Here is a 14,792-nt window from a genome sequence, read left to right as displayed (position 1 = left end):
GCTCCCCACTCTTGTCGTTGCTATTAGTCATAAACATAACCGTTTGCCTATCCCTTATCGTAAGGGGGAAACGGTGTCCTGTCTTTCATGGGGCTTGTCCACGCTGCGACGTGGCAGACCACCTCATAATCACTAACTTGCGGGTGCGCCATGCCGAACTGCTCGATGAGCGACTGCCATCTGCTGACGATTCGCCAGGCAAATCCATCGATCGTTGTGCATTCATACTGGCGGCGTAGTGCCGCGACTCCAGCCAATCGATCGTCCAGGCGCCTGCGCGATCCATGCATGAAGGTAAGGGCTAAAACCTTTTGAGACGTAAGTAGGGGTTGGTCTTCCAACCTTGCAGCTAGCGTTGCCATCAACTGAAAAGTCTTTCCACAGCCGGCTGCCCCAGAGAACGATTGGATTGTCATGGATGGAACACCCAGACGCCTTGTTGGTCAGCAACGAAGTGTGCGTTGGCGGTTCCCGCGCATGCGAGCGCTAAACAGCTAAATAAATCGGCTGCTCGGGCGCGACACAGAGGCGAGTTCACTATTGCGTCGGCAACGGACTCATAACAGATCACGTCGACTTTTTTATTTTTTAAGTGATCGACGATATCCGATACGGTTGCGGGGGTAGTCTCCGTCAACTCCGCGAGTGTTCCAATGACGTGTTCCACGTCCGCGGCGAGAATCCAGCCGATGGCGTCCTCAATCATTTCATCGTCTGCCCACCGGATTATGGATGAAGGAGCAGCAGGCTCCTCGAGGAGGCTGGTGATATAGCGCTTTCCATCCTTATCACCATCCACCAGACAACAAACTTTTTGATGGGTAGCCGATAGCAGCTGGAATATCTCAACTACTTTGGCGTCCTCCGTGGGGACCACTCCGACCTCAAGGCCAAACATAGCGTGCATGGCTGTAGACCAACCTTCGGTCAACATCAGAGGGCGCAGAACAGTTTTTAGCAGCAGAAAATCAGCACGGCCTTCGGGTACCAATACACACGGGTGCATAAGCGCAGAAAGTACGTCCACGCGACTTTGTTGGAAGAACTTCCGCTTCCAATTTTGGGCATCCGGTTGCAATGGCTCGGCCAAAAAAGGTAGCGCCGAGAGGTAGCCATTTACATTGCGAAGGATCAAGACGGAGGTCGGATCTGACACGGCGGCTATCAATGGGGAATGCGTGGTTATAAAGGTTTGAGTAGAGAGTGCCTGTACTCGTTGTACTAGCTGTTGTTGTCCCGCAGGTGGTAGGTGAAGCTCAGGCTCCTCAAGGGCCATTAAGAATCCCTCTCCAGCTGCTGCTCGTCCTCGACCCAGTTCAAGGAGTAGTAACAAGCCTTGCAGAGAGACTAGGCCGCTACCTTGCCTGGCCGCAGGTACGCCCAATCCCCCGACGACAGCAAAATGTGCTGCTACAGAATCGAGGAGCGATCGGCTATCGGTGCTCGTTACTCGCAGTTGAACAAGAGGGGCGTTCGGTATGCATCTCGCCAACTCGGCATTTACGTTTTGAATCAGTGGCGAGATCCGATCATCGCTCTCGATAGGAGCTTCCGGACTTCAGAGTCGATCGCGCTCAGCTAAAATTGCCTCGGATGGCTGGGCTGCTGCGGCTTGCAGCGTGCGTCGGAATAACTCACTTCCCCACGAGAAAACTTTGTCCCAAGTTCGGCTCGCACGTACAAGATAAAAGCCGATTTCTTTGATCAGTCGCGGCGGTACGCCTACCGGGGAGTCCTCTGCGAAAGGATCCATCGGACTATCATGGTCGTGGAAGTAACGCACCATTTCAACTGATAGAGAGTCACGGTCAAAATAGGCTTGAGCACCAATTTGGCAGCAGAGTTTCGAGGCCAGGTCGGTACGAACAGCGCTGATTTTGCCGTTGGTTTCGTCTAGCCATTTTGGGACACCTCTACCATCTCTGAACCAATCAGTATTTTGATAAGGGTCTTCGGAAGGAAAGTTTGTAATCGTTGCAACCAGCTTTATCCTGTCGGCGGGCTGGGGGGTTGAACCAAAGAAGTCATGTTCGGTGAGCTCTCGGATCATGCGCTCCCGTCCAAGAAGAAGCGTCAACGCTTCTATCACGGTGGTTTTGCCGGTGTTATTGGCGCCGATCAGTACCGGATGATCTTTGAAATGAACGCTTCCTTCGCGAATACCCCGAAAATTACGGATATCCAAGATCGCTACTCTCATCACATCATTTCCTTTGGACTCAACGAGCGACTAGAGAAAATTTCCTTTCCGGCTGCCGAGCCTTTCCGACTTCCGTGATAGTCAATATAGGAGAGTTTCTTGCGAACCCTACCCGCACTTTTTGCACGGCTTACGGAAATGCATCTGAGTTGATTTTTCGGAGACATCGCCATCCCAGTCATGCTTCAGCTCCAGCTAGGTCTATACAGTTGTCCCTCACTCGCCGATGACGAACGGTCTGGATCATTATACTGTATGGATGTACAGTTATGTGGTGGTTGCGACAGCGCTCATGAGTTAGATAACGACCTCTTTTGGCGCTTTCGCTCCCCGAGATAAGCCCTGAAGTTTGTTGGGTAAGGTGTTATTTTTAGTGATTCCATATTGATGTTATCGGAACGGAATTCGACCTATGATCACACTGAGAACCGCCATCATCCACAGCTTCAAAAAGCTGGCAAAGACTAGCTTCATCTCCGATGTGGTGAAAAAAGAGGTGGTGCTCAATACCGAAAACCCGGCGTTACAATTCCTTGTGAATGGGATTCACGGTCTCATCGGCAAGGAAGGTAACAGCGTGGTTTATGGTCAGTTCGCTAATGATGAGCGCCAAGGCCCATTTCCAAGGCGTTTTACCGAGTTCGTAGCCGTCCAGGATGATGAAGCTAACTTCATCGAGTTGACCCACTTGGCTATGGATCAATTGGTTGAACAGGCCGGTCATCAAGTGCTGTCGACCGGCGGACATATTCTGTGCGCCCAGTACTCTTCAGGCGCATCCAACTTTTTCCTGGTTGCCAGCATGAAGGAGCGCGGCGGCATTCAGCTGGACGAAAATTATGTGCCTAAGGAGATTCAGGAAGTAGATCTGAGCAAAGTTCAGCAGGCCGCTCGGATCAACTTGGGTAGCTTTGTCGCCATTCAGGCTATGGCTGCTGCCGCCCCAATACCCGAAACGCCCGAAAGTGAGACGGCAGAGGAAGCCGACTCCACCTACCTGTGCTTCATTAGTCGTGGCCGCGACAGTCAGGCATCCGACTACTTCATATCTGCACTGGGTTGTGCAAAAGGAGTGGCTTCGGGGCGTGCTACGAAAAATGCTATCGATAACGTTGCCAAGTTCTTTCGCGACAACAAATCGTTGAAAAGCTTCGGCTACAGGGCTAAAGAGGCGGTAATCAAATATCTAGAGGTTCAATTGGCAGCAGGCAAGTCAGCACGATTGGATTCCATTGTTCACGCCGCCGTCGCTCATGTTCCTGCTGACCTAGTGGATGAAATCGCTGGCCTGAAAGATTATTTGAATAGTGAAAAAAACAAGGTTCCTGACGATTTTACGGTCAACGCTAAAACGCTGAAGGAGAAGACTCGGATCAAAGGAGATGCTTCCAATTGGTCGCTGCAGTTCGAACGCGGAGCGCTTGGAAAGGATCCTGCCGCAGACGTCTATTACGATGAAGGTCGGAAGAAGTTGACCCTGTCCAACATGACGACCGAGCTGATTGATGTGATCGAGAAAGAACTGCTGGCAAGGAACGGCTGAGAATGTTCTCTCATGTGGTAGCACTCTACCGTGCCCTTGGAGCGCCCACCATTGACGACGGGGTCGTCAGTTACGAGGGCGCGCCAACGGCCGAAATCATTAGCGCATTACGAATGTGTGATGAGTTGCCGGCTGCCTATGGAAAGTTTGAGCATCTTTCTGAAGAGGCAGACTCTCTTGAAATTGAATTTCGCTTGCCATCGAATGAGTCGGGCCATTTTTACCGCAGCTTGGGCGAGTTTGTCGCGCGAAATGGTTCGTTGGGCAAGGGGCAATTTCCGAGCAATGTTTACATCACTGAGCTTCGCTGGGCGGACTGCGATGACATTGAACTCACGGAGATCAAGTCTCTCAGGCGCGTTTGTCGGCTCATTGAGTTGCTTGCGCTACTGGCGATCGGAGTTGACAAAGACAGCAGCCCGGATGGCTATAACCTATTTTTTGCCTTACCGCCTGATGGGGCGAAGCCCCCGAGAACATTTTTGCTCCCTACACAGGTCGACGTCAAAGTGCTCGACTATGAACTCAACCACTTGAGCCTATTGGAAGAAATTCTCAATCGAAAAAATGAAAACAAGGCGCACCTCTCCGAACGCAAATTGATGATTCGGATGGCCGTTGCGAGCGTTATCGAGAAGTTCGAAAGCGAGCCGAATTTGCTTGTGGTGATCGTGCGGGAGTGGCGAGAGGTCTTGGCCACTTACCGCGCCAACCTCCAAACTTACGTCTATAGTTTCTCGTTTGAGCGGGTCCGGCGTGAAGTGGCCCAGGCTGAAATCGACTATGGCACCAAGCTAAGCGGAGTGTTGGGTGACATCGCCGGCAAGATGCTCGCCCTCCCGATATCGTTGGCCGGCTTGGTAGCACTGGAAAAAACCACCTCAAAGTTCGAAGGTTTTATCCTTGTCCTCGGGCTGGCGGTGGTCTCGGTGGTTCTGCTTGCGATCTTGCACAATCAGATGCTGCAAACGGAGCGCCTGCTTCATAGCTTCAATGTCATCTTCGATGATTTCAAAGACAAGATAAAAACCTACCCACCAAAACTCCAACGCCTGCTTAGGATCACCATCGATCAGGTGGGCAAGCAGGGCCTAACGCTAACCAGGACCTTTCGACTGCTGAAGGGACTGTCCTTGCTACCAATTGTCGGGGCTTTAGTGTTGGCAGCGATCAAGTACTGGGACGGCATTGTTTGGCTGTTGACGACTATTCGCGGTGTCTGAACTGTAGTGGTCAGTTCTTTCCGTCGATACCGCGGCGGTCTACTAGCGTCTCAAAGGCTACACGCCGTCCGTTTAGGTCCTTGAGCAGAGGCCATCGTTTGAATGCATCCTTCATCAGTTCTAACGAAGCCTGACTGGCGAGAAACACTGCCACGTTGTATTGGTTAAGGTCCTGTAAATGAGGAAGCTTTTTCGCTCCGCTCTTAGTAGTGGCGGTGTCCTTTGCAAGATCACCATGCGACGTTGTGTTCGCTGGACACTTCTGCGGAAAACCCCAGAAGACGTAACCCGAGTAGAGGCCTTCCTCGCGAAGTTCATTGATGCGGTCACGCCCCTTGGGTCGCCACGGCGCGACGACTTCGATATCAGTGACCTTATTGGCTTTGGGCGCCTGCATCTCTACATAGTTGGTGTGTGCGTAAAAGTCCTGCACAGCATGCAGGGCCTGTCCGATGGCAAAAAATGCGCTGCCTGCGGCGATCTCCATCGTTTTTAGGTCACCGACACTCTTAGCCTTCATTGCAGTACCCACTTCTTCGTCCGCCTCATCCAGCAGGCTCGTAACGTAGGTGATCGCTGAGTCAAAGTCGCAGTTATCAAAATGCGCCTTGGACTCGAACTGATGAACGATGTCTTGCTGATAGAGGGCCTTGCGCAGTTCGGCGAGGTAGGGGTTTGCCGATAAGTTTTCGAGCACCTCTTTGTGGGTCCTCATGTCGAATATCCCATCACATCCGACGCATAAGACTGGCGGATTGCTCTGATGAAGAGTCGGCACGATGTCGGGTGGGGGCGGAGGTTTTTTTGGGGTATCTTCGGCGTAGGCCAATTGCATAAAAAGCGCAATGGCCCCCACAGTCATTACGGCACGGCTCAGCATACTTACTCTCCCTGTCTCTTGTGCCGCTGATAATCAGTGCTGCTCCAACATGCAAGAATGCAAGAATGCAAGAATGCAAGAATGCAAGAATGCAAGAATGCAAGAATGCAAGAATGCAAGATTAGTCGTCTTAAACGACCTATGTCGGGATAATGTAGCTCTCACCAAGAGGGCTGCAGTGAGTGGGTTATTGCACGGACTTTCCCACCCGCGTGCGTTCGACCTGACCAATCAGTTGCAATGGATTTGACAACTCGTTTCGTGGGTATGACTCGCAGTGATCGACACGCAGCGGATGGTCGGTGTGCCGCTGTTTTATCAAGCGCGGAAAGGACCGAAGCCTTGAGGCGCTTCAACCAGTTCGATCGTCTCATGGTAACTTCAGCTCGCTCGCCAGAGCGGGGTGGTTCGCCTTTATGTAGGCGATGATCTCGCCGATGCGCACGCCCTTGTTGACGTGATCTATAGCTTTGCAGGTTTGAGGGTCGCGCTCGAAACCGACGTGATGCAGCGCTACTAGTTGTCCTTTGTCATTGAAGATTGGAGCGCCGGATGATCCGTGCTCAGTGTCACAGTCATGGGTAATGTCAGTTTTCGTTCCATCCGCGAGCCAGTTCGTCTGAACGATAGAGCGAATGCTGCATTTACTGCTCAGCTGTTTTGTTTGACAGAGTGCGTGGTGGATGAGAAAGGCATCGCCGATTGCGACATCTGGTGATGTATCGAGACGCTCATAGACGGATTCACCGACCATTCCGCCGGTACCGACGACTGGCTGCAAACGCAGAACAGCAAAGTCAAGGCGCCGGTCCTGTACCTCAACTGCGACGCAGTTATACTGCCGACGCACAGAACCGCCGTCCCAGGCCAGATCCAACGTCAAGTTAGAACACACGCTGCCTTGCCAATAGTCCGATGGGGCCATCCATTGGTTGTCTCCGCCGCAATGCCAATTAGTCAGCGCCAAGTTGGGGCCGATCATGACAGACGAGCAACACCAGGCGCTTTTCCCCCCGTCGGGTGTCTGCTGCCCTGTCATTAGCATTGCAACCTTGGCGCCGGCCTTCCGTGGCTTGGTATCTTGGCTTTTGTACAGATCGCTCCAATGCGGATCCTGCATGTTTTGTGCAGAGAAAAGATGCTGTTCGCTGCTCTCTGCCGGCAAGGCGATCCCGGCCGGGATGGTAAGCACTATGTCGGAGTCCGGCTTTGCTGTGACCAGTTCTACATGGACGCGGTCGTTGTAGAGTCGGCCGGTCCAGCGTGGCCTGGTCAGTTTACCTTCGTCGTCAGTAAAGTCTGTCGGGCCAAGGCTCGCCAGTACACGATAGTCGGGATCGTAAATGACCAGATGCCATTGTCGATCGTTTCCAGCGGCGACTTCGATACGAAGTTTCATGCTGCGCGCCACTAGCTGCGGTGTTTGGGCGATAACGGTGTGATCAGGGTAAGCCGGTGTCAACCGGGTGCCGTCTGTAAACCAAGCACCGAAGCTGGTAACTGCCTCCGCTGGCCTGCACTGCTCGGCAAGCGTAGGCGTAGCGAATAGAAGTGCCACGATGAGCACGATTCCTCTATCGGCATTCATTTGAGGTCACCCCGTTGAGAGCAATGATCAGATCCTGCACTTGCGACAGCTGAAGGGGATTGGGGTTGTCACACAACGTCAGAGTGCCATCTGTCACCCGAGTGGGGCCTATGCGCCGCACAGTGCCTGGCGGTGTATTGTTCTCTATCGCATCGTTGGAATATGCTGCCTGCGTACCATCAGGCATACTGACAATACGGCGCAAGGCGCGGGCGAGCACTTCATTCTGTGCGCCGTTGTCGTCTTCAAAGCGGATCTGCTTCGGCGTTAATTCGCGAATCTTTACTGCTTTCCAGTTACCTCCCTGCTTGAGCCAATGCCGGCTCGGATCGAGCAATGCCAGGATTGGATCTACAACGCCGGAAGCGATCTTTCCCGCTGCAGGATTAGTCGAACCGTTGGAATTCGGCGGCACTGGCCGTGAGGTTACCTGCAGGCGACTCTTGATTGCCGAGGGGGAAGAATAGCTTTCAGGCCATGCGCCGAGCATGGCGGCTGCTACACCGGCAACGAGCGCTGTCGCCTGAGACGTACCACGTCCCGCACCAATGTCTTCGGCGGTCACCCATCCCAGGATAGGCTTGCCGCCAGGGGCAGCAACATGGACGACTGGGTTAGTTCCTCCTCCAAAATGAGCCTCGGGCATGAGATCTGTGTGGTCGCGCTTGCAGTCTATGCAAGCGGTGACCACGACAACGTTCGGCAAATCGCCGAGATTTTGTGGCGTGAGTATCGAGGTCGTTGATAGCTCGACCGGAGACTGGGTTTTCTTATCGTCAATTTGCCCTGCCGAAAAGATGAACAATGAAGGGGAGTATTGGATAGCTTTCGAGAGCGACTCCTCCCAGCGCAGCTCTTTGTTATCAAGTTGGTCTCCGGAGGGCTTGAGCTTGATCAGATCAAACGAGGTGGCGGCCACATAGAGGGGGCGAGATGTTCCGGGCGGCACGTCTGCGTTAGCATTGATTTCCTGTTGCAACTTGATATGGCGAGACTTCGATATCGCCGTTACCTTGCCGTCATCCGTCACGACGTTCCAGACATACGGAAAGATCACCGCGTTACTGGCCAAGCTGCGAAAGCCATAGCCGTTATCCTGACTGGCAATCAGGCTAGCCAGGTGTGTGCCGTGATAACGGTTGTGAAATGGATGTTTCCAGTGGCATGTCCACGGAGTTGTTGGTGCCATTTCGCCATAAGCTGGGTAAAGATTTGGGGCTCTGGCAATGTCAGTATCGATTAGGTGAACCGGGACAGTTTTGGGTTGGCGAGCCACCCCGTCAGGCGCCAATGCCTCGCGTACGGCCGGCAGCGCATCACGGTCATAGTCGAACAATTCTCTGTAGTCAAAGGGCGGATCATTCGTCAGCCCATTGGCGCAAGCGTCGGATAGATTTTCTGAATCAACGAGCTGATTCAACTTACCCTCTGGCAAATTGTGCGGAATCAGGTCGAAACGAATGTTGGCGTTCTTGCTGGATTTGAGGTCATCGAGGAGCAGGTGGGAGATGTCATCGTCGCTGGTTGGGATCAGCAATTGGTAGGCGCGATACTGCATAAACGACACCCCTTGCTCAGTACTCCCTGAGCCGGGAATGCAGTCAACGAACCGGGGCTCCAGCCGCGACCAGTTTTTGAGCTGCCCGCTTAACGAAGGAGGAGGCGTGCAGACGCCATCCTTGTTCTGGGTGCCACCTGGCACTGGCTTGATCGCCACCGCCGAGCGCAACTCCAACACTGGCAGTCTGATGACCTCGCCCGCCTGAAGCGCACGCGTTGATAGCCCTAGGCCCGGATTGAGCAGGTCAATGATCTTGAGTAGCGGCGGGCAGGGCGGAGGGTAGCCGCGGTGATCGAGCAGACCGCAAAGCGTATCGCCGGGCTGCACTGTGTAGCGTTCGTCCGGTAGCGCCGTGCCATTCGCGAGCTGTTGCAACACTTGGGCAATGGACTCACCGACATTTCCGCCCTCGAAGGAAACGAGCACGCCGCTCTCGAGAGGGGATGGTGACAACTTGTTCTTGATCACAGGTGCGACAGCATCACGCCTGAGCTGCTGGACCTGTGAAGGATCGAGCTTCGGCAATAGCGGTCTGTCGTATTCCTGTGCCAGAACCGGCATCGCCGCTACGGAGAGGATCTGAAGCCAACGCATACCTGATCACTCCCCATAGGCTATGCGATGTCCGGCCTTATCGGTCTCTTGCAGTGCCATAGTCATCGATCCTCCGTCGCCGCAGAGATAGTGCATGACAGAGTGCGAATCGTAGGGCGTTACTGGAACCCAGTTTCCGTCCTCCAATGCGCAGCCAGGAATGCCGACGATATGTTCGTGGCGATAGCCAAGCACGTGCCCAAGTTCGTGCCGCAGGACGCCGACATGGTTGGCCGTGGTGGTGAAATAACTCGGAGCGATGAAGACTTGGCGCATGGCCTGCGGGTAGTTCGGGAAGAATGCTGCGGCGATGAAGTCGGTCTCGTTCGGCACATAACGCACAATGAAAGTCACCTCCCCGGGCTTCGGGTTGGCGTCGAACTTCTCTTGGTGCTTGATGGTCAGGCCGCATTCAGCGCAGAACAACCAGTCATTCGCCGCCTCACGCATATTGTTCACGACCTCCTGGTACTGCGTCTGCGTGGGAAACGTGTTGCGAGCTACTGCATAGGTCAAATTGCGTTGACCGGGTTGCCAAATCACCTTCTTTCCCATTTGAGTCATGACCAGTAATTCGCCATCGCGTGCTGGAACAATGCCTTGGCGGTGACTCATCAGATAGGATTCCACACCCTCATGGTTGAGTAATAAATCGCCTTCGAGCACGTAGTAGACGGCATTGCCCTGCTCAGGAATCACCACTTGGGGCAGTTTGGGAAGGAATATGGCTAGCGCTTCATTGAGCGAAGGAGCGGCAATCGCCGAGTTAATATCTGCCTTAGTGAGCTTTGACTGTGCTATTGCTTGACTACCGAATAGCAGACCAAGGATGACTGCAATCGGGAGTGAAAAGATTACGATAAGGCGCATGGATGTTCCCTCAGGTGAAGGGTCGGCACATCCGTACCAGCATGAATCGGTGCCGGTACAGACTTGGCGGCAAACTACCCAACGCCTCGCCGCTGTCCTTGTGTAACGTGATCGATAAAAGTATGTAAAAACCGCGAGGCGATAATGCTGCCTTGCTTGCATTCGGATGCACTACTTTTCCAACCCGCCAATCACGGTTCACGCACTTTGGGTATGTAATCTGTATAGCCATGTTCTGTTGAAACTGCAAAAACAATTTCCGTGGAGCAGGATTGGCATTTCGCCGCAGAAATCCCAGTGCACCAGCCGAAGGCAGGTACCTTGGGATGACATCAATTGCGCCAGATTGGCGATGAGTCGCGAGAAAAGAACCCTTTCGATGACATATTTTTTTGTTGGGCCTCTCTCGCCGCAATCAGCAGGATCAGCTATACAGCTAAGACTAGTGGCAAATTGCAATATCCTTCAGTGCGGGAAGACACGGAGCGTATGTGTATGCGAAGCCTAATACTGGTTGCCTTCACCTTTTTAATGCTGAGTGGTTGTCAAACACTAAAGATAATCACAACCCCGACTATTGATCCGTCAAGCGGTGAAGAAGAATGGACCGCGATTATTCCTGTCACCTCAAGTGTGTTCGGTGACCGGGACGCGAACGGCAACAAGACAAAATCACAATGGGAAGCCTTATTCGGTTTCAGCGACGATGGCGGTGGTTGGCGAGCCGCGTGTACTGACGCGCAACCCGCTGGCTTGGCAATTCTCCCAGCAACTGTACTCACGGCATTGGGCGGTACTGTCTGGGACTTAGCGGTTGCCGCGGCGAATAGCAAAGTCGATGAAGTGCAGCAAAAGTCGATCAAAACGTGGAGTGCCACTTGGTCCGGAAATGCCGCCGATTGGCAAAAAATTAAGTGCGTCGTCTTGGCAAGAATAAAAGGAGGGAAGGTAGCGGATACGCAGATGTCCATTCTTCTCAGCAAGAAGTCGTTTGATACCGGAAAGACAGATGTCCTAGCTTTCCAATTTTCACCGATCCTCCTGTCTTCGAAAACCAGTCTGGCCATGACCAAGGATGATGGGGGTGGGAAGGGAAAGGTCGGAATTTCGATCGCAGCTGCCGCTGATTCCTACAAAGATGGCGAGCGAAAGGAAAGTTCTTCGGATGCTGTAAGTATCGGAGGGATATCTGTTGCTGACCCCAACAGCAATGCCTCGCTGACGTCAAAGAGAGTGGGTATCGAAAGCTACAATTATTCAAAACCCACACCGTTTTATTCATCCGGCAGCGTGTACCTGAAGTTTTCCGTGGTCGAGACCGGAGCCCTTGCGGGCTTGGACTCGAAAAGCAAGGCGGAGATCAAGGCTGTGACCGATGCCCTCGGTCCCATTGCGAAAGAAGCTTTGAAAAGTAAGCTCGAAAAAGAAAGCGCCAAATAACGGTCCATCCCGCAGCCTGTGATACTCCCTGATTCTGCTGGTCTAGGGTGTGGGTGTTTGGCGTTTTTGGTGGTCGATTCGCGGCATGGCTCACCGCCTATGTTTAAGGCGCGGGCCAAGTCACGCTATAAATGGGTATCAGTAGATTACAGAGCGTGCGACCGCTTCTGATAATGTTCACTCTGGTGTCATCATCGCTAGGGCCATCTTGATGAACTCTTCGTTTCGGTCTATCGCTGCCAAGGCGTTCCGAACGTTGACTGCAACTTCAGCCGAGCCGCGCATCTCTACCCAATTTGAAAGCTCCATGATGTGTAGTGGTCAACTAATCCCGGACACGACGTTAAGTTTTTCTTCGGCCCGAGCTGGCGCCAGCCCACGGTTGAATTGATGGGGTCGAATCCAGTTGTACCGATGCATCAAGAAATGGCTGATATCGCGCTGGGCTTCTTGAGCAGTTCTGTAGCCCACGGTCGGTATCCATTCAGTTTTCAAGCTGCGGAACACGCGCTCCATCGGCGCGTTGTCCCAGCAATTTCCTCGACGACTCATGCTCTGACGCATGCGATAACGCCACAACCGCTGGCGAAAGAGTCGGCTTACATATTGCGATCCTTGGTCCGAGTGGAATAGCAGATCCGAAGGCCTGCCACGCTGCTCGTAGGCCATATCCAACGCTTTGATCACAAGCTCAGCGTCTGGCTTTTCCGACAGCGCCCAACCCACGATCCGACGCGTGCAAAGATCCAGGACGACAGCCAGGTAATGCCACTTTCCTTGCGCCCAAATGTAGGTGATATCGCCGCACCAGACTTGATTGGGCGCTGGCACATCGAACTCGCGGTTCAATGTGTTCGGGATATCGAGTCTTTCTACTGTTGCTCGTTTGTAGGCATGGGAGCCGGGTTGTTTGCTGACTAAATCAAGCTCGCGCATCAAGCTACGCACTTTGAATCGACCGAGTTGCTCACCGTCTTCACGCATCAGCGACAGGATGCTGCGACTGCCCGCAGAGCTACGACTTTGCGAGAACAGCTCACTGACGCGACTACGCAATCGAAGCCGTTCAACGTCGGGCGTGCGGCGCCGCAGGCGCTGGGCGTAGTAACACGAGCGAGTGACGTCAAACACCTTGCACAGCCAATCAACCGGCTCATGGGCGCTTAACTGGCCAATCAGCGCGAACGCTCGTGATCTTCCGACATCAAGAGCGCGGTAGCCTTTTTTAGTATGGATTTCTCTCGCTCAAGCCGAGCGATCCGGGCCTCCAGTTCCTGAATTTTTTGCTGTTCCGGCGTCAGCGCCTTGCTCTGCGGGGTGATGCCTTTATGTTCTTTCTGAATCTGGTCAACCCAGCGGCGCAATGCCGACTCGCCAATGCCGAGTGAACGGCTGGCTTCGATGTAGCTGTAGTTTTGTTTGAGCACGAGCTCAGCAGCCTCGCGCTTGAATTCAGGAGTAAAGGAACGGCGTTGTTTGGTCATCTGACACCTCGATCTGGCGAGCATTCTCGCCTAAATGGGTGTCCGGTTTCATTAGACCACTACAATTTCCGCTGTTTCGGAAGGAGAGTAAGAGGTCTTCACTCAGGCAGCCTGAGCGAGCTGGGTAAAGCGTTACTCGATGCCTTCGAGCAAGCGCGTCAGAAGGCCGCAGCCCCGTATCCTTTGTACGAGAGCCCATAGGTCATCTTCACACCAACTCTATTAGGCATAGTCATCAGCCCGACACCCATGGCGCATAGCGATGAGCAGATCCTCTCACGTGACAAGTCGCGAGACTTTTCGGGGTTCATAAGTCGATTTAACAGTGGGAAATTCTAGGCACCGTTTTGGGATGCACATGAGAACAAGCAAGTTTAGGATCACTGGGGTAGGCGCTACATCTATCAATTTACAGGGATATTTTGAATTTATGCTGAAGAAAGCTTTACTGCTCGTTGCCGTTGTCCTGGCGCTGCCGACCCAAGCTGCTGAACCTCAGACTGTTTCCTTGACTTGGACGCTTGTACACAACGGTAAGGAGGTTGATGGTCACACTTCTGCCCCGGTACGCCTGAATGGCCCCTATTCCTACAGAAACATGATGCCGAACCCATACAACAAAAGCTCTGTCCACACAGGTAAAAAGGATGAACCGGTCCGCGGAGTTGTGCTTTCTGGGGTTGAACTCTCATTCACACCCTATTGGGCTAATGGTGTAGTCGTCGACTACTACATTCTACAGTCCCACCTTGAAGGTTTCTCAAAGCTTCCTGGAGACCTATCCGTTCAGGTTCCCAATCAACGCTTATATGAGGCACGTGGTACTTCTCAAGCTTTAGCAGTCGGAGATACAGAGCTCATCCGATTGACCTGCAATGTCGATACTCCAGTGGAAAAATGTCCATATTATTTGACGCTGACGGTAAGTCAGATGAAGTAGGTGCGACTGCCTAGGCGCCTTGAGGCTAGCCATGGGGCTCAGCAATTCGACACGGTCTGTGTGAAGAATTGCTGAGTAGGTACTACCGCAAGCATCCCCCACGACACCTCCGCAGGTAGTTCTATTGTATCCATCGGCAGTACCTCTTATTTTTGATCAGTCGTTTTAACCGACTGATAATCAGTGGTGCACCGAGATGCAAGAATACAAGGCCTGTCGTCTTAAACGACCTATCATTGGGATAATGAAGGCCTTCATCAAGAGGTCAGCTTTGAGAGGGGCATTGCGCGGAGTTGCCTACCCGTGTGCATTCAATCTGACCTACCAATTGAATCGGATTTGCCAACTCGATTCGTGGAAACAATAGGTCTGAAGTAAGCGTACGCCCAACACCCTCTTGCTGATCAGACCTTCGCCTGCTTCAACCATTGATTGACCCACTCGCAGTCAAACGCCGTCGGATCGAACC

General features: G+C 53.0%; 11 protein-coding genes. 4 read left to right on the top strand and 7 right to left on the bottom strand.

Annotated features, from left to right (window positions below; all coding sequences use genetic code 11):
* Positions 1–412: 412 nt before the first annotated feature.
* Positions 413–1,384, bottom strand: a complete 972-nt coding sequence (locus tag ACIOU6_RS26395; protein ID WP_401139557.1) for an ATP-dependent nuclease — start codon at positions 1,382–1,384, stop codon at positions 413–415.
* Positions 1,385–1,558: 174 nt separating this feature from the next.
* The gene (locus tag ACIOU6_RS26390) at positions 1,559–2,200 is read right to left on the bottom strand and encodes an AAA family ATPase (protein ID WP_401139554.1); all 642 of its coding nucleotides are present in this window, start codon (positions 2,198–2,200) and stop codon (positions 1,559–1,561) included.
* A gap of 412 nt (positions 2,201–2,612) precedes the next feature.
* Here ACIOU6_RS26390 and ACIOU6_RS26385 point away from each other — a divergent pair, with 412 nt between their 5' ends.
* Complete coding sequence (locus ACIOU6_RS26385; protein WP_401139551.1) at positions 2,613–3,743, top strand: nucleoid-associated protein; 1,131 nt, start codon at positions 2,613–2,615, stop codon at positions 3,741–3,743.
* Positions 3,744–3,745: 2 nt separating this feature from the next.
* Complete coding sequence (locus ACIOU6_RS26380; RefSeq protein ID WP_401139548.1) at positions 3,746–4,966, top strand: hypothetical protein; 1,221 nt, start codon at positions 3,746–3,748, stop codon at positions 4,964–4,966.
* A gap of 10 nt (positions 4,967–4,976) precedes the next feature.
* On the opposite strand, the gene ACIOU6_RS26375 is transcribed toward ACIOU6_RS26380, so the two are convergent.
* From ACIOU6_RS26375 to ACIOU6_RS26360, 4 genes are all read right to left on the bottom strand, one after another.
* Entirely contained in the window at positions 4,977–5,846 is an 870-nt protein-coding gene (locus tag ACIOU6_RS26375) for an HET-C-related protein (RefSeq protein WP_401139545.1), read from the bottom strand.
* A gap of 370 nt (positions 5,847–6,216) precedes the next feature.
* Positions 6,217–7,245 carry a trypsin-like serine peptidase gene (locus ACIOU6_RS26370; protein WP_401139542.1) on the bottom strand — a complete coding sequence of 343 codons (1,029 nt, stop codon included), beginning with the start codon at positions 7,243–7,245 and terminating at the stop codon, positions 6,217–6,219.
* 175 nt (positions 7,246–7,420) lie between these two features.
* Entirely contained in the window at positions 7,421–9,589 is a 2,169-nt protein-coding gene (locus tag ACIOU6_RS26365) for a S8/S53 family peptidase (protein ID WP_401139539.1), read from the bottom strand.
* Positions 9,590–9,595: 6 nt separating this feature from the next.
* The gene (locus tag ACIOU6_RS26360) at positions 9,596–10,459 is read right to left on the bottom strand and encodes a hypothetical protein (protein WP_401139536.1); all 864 of its coding nucleotides are present in this window, start codon (positions 10,457–10,459) and stop codon (positions 9,596–9,598) included.
* 336 nt (positions 10,460–10,795) lie between these two features.
* Here ACIOU6_RS26360 and ACIOU6_RS26355 point away from each other — a divergent pair, with 336 nt between their 5' ends.
* Positions 10,796–11,899, top strand: coding sequence for a hypothetical protein (locus tag ACIOU6_RS26355; protein ID WP_401139534.1), 1,104 nt, complete (start codon positions 10,796–10,798; stop codon positions 11,897–11,899).
* Between the two features lie 321 nt (positions 11,900–12,220).
* Here ACIOU6_RS26355 and ACIOU6_RS26350 read toward each other — a convergent pair.
* Positions 12,221–13,383, bottom strand: a protein-coding gene (locus ACIOU6_RS26350; RefSeq protein ID WP_401139531.1) for an IS3 family transposase whose coding sequence is annotated in 2 segments (ribosomal slippage) — positions 12,221–13,128 and positions 13,128–13,383 — 1,164 coding nt in all. Because the reading frame shifts where the segments join, the coding sequence is not laid out codon by codon here.
* Between the two features lie 430 nt (positions 13,384–13,813).
* Between ACIOU6_RS26350 and ACIOU6_RS26345 the strand changes: the two genes are divergently transcribed.
* Entirely contained in the window at positions 13,814–14,323 is a 510-nt protein-coding gene (locus ACIOU6_RS26345) for a hypothetical protein (protein ID WP_401139528.1), read from the top strand.
* The last annotated feature ends 469 nt before the right edge of the window (positions 14,324–14,792 follow it).

Origin of the sequence: Pseudomonas sp. NPDC087615, from assembly GCF_044743445.1 — a bacterium.
Classification (GTDB): Bacteria; Pseudomonadota; Gammaproteobacteria; order Pseudomonadales; family Pseudomonadaceae; genus Aquipseudomonas; species Aquipseudomonas baetica_A.
This window is presented reverse-complemented; position numbering and strand designations above follow the sequence as displayed.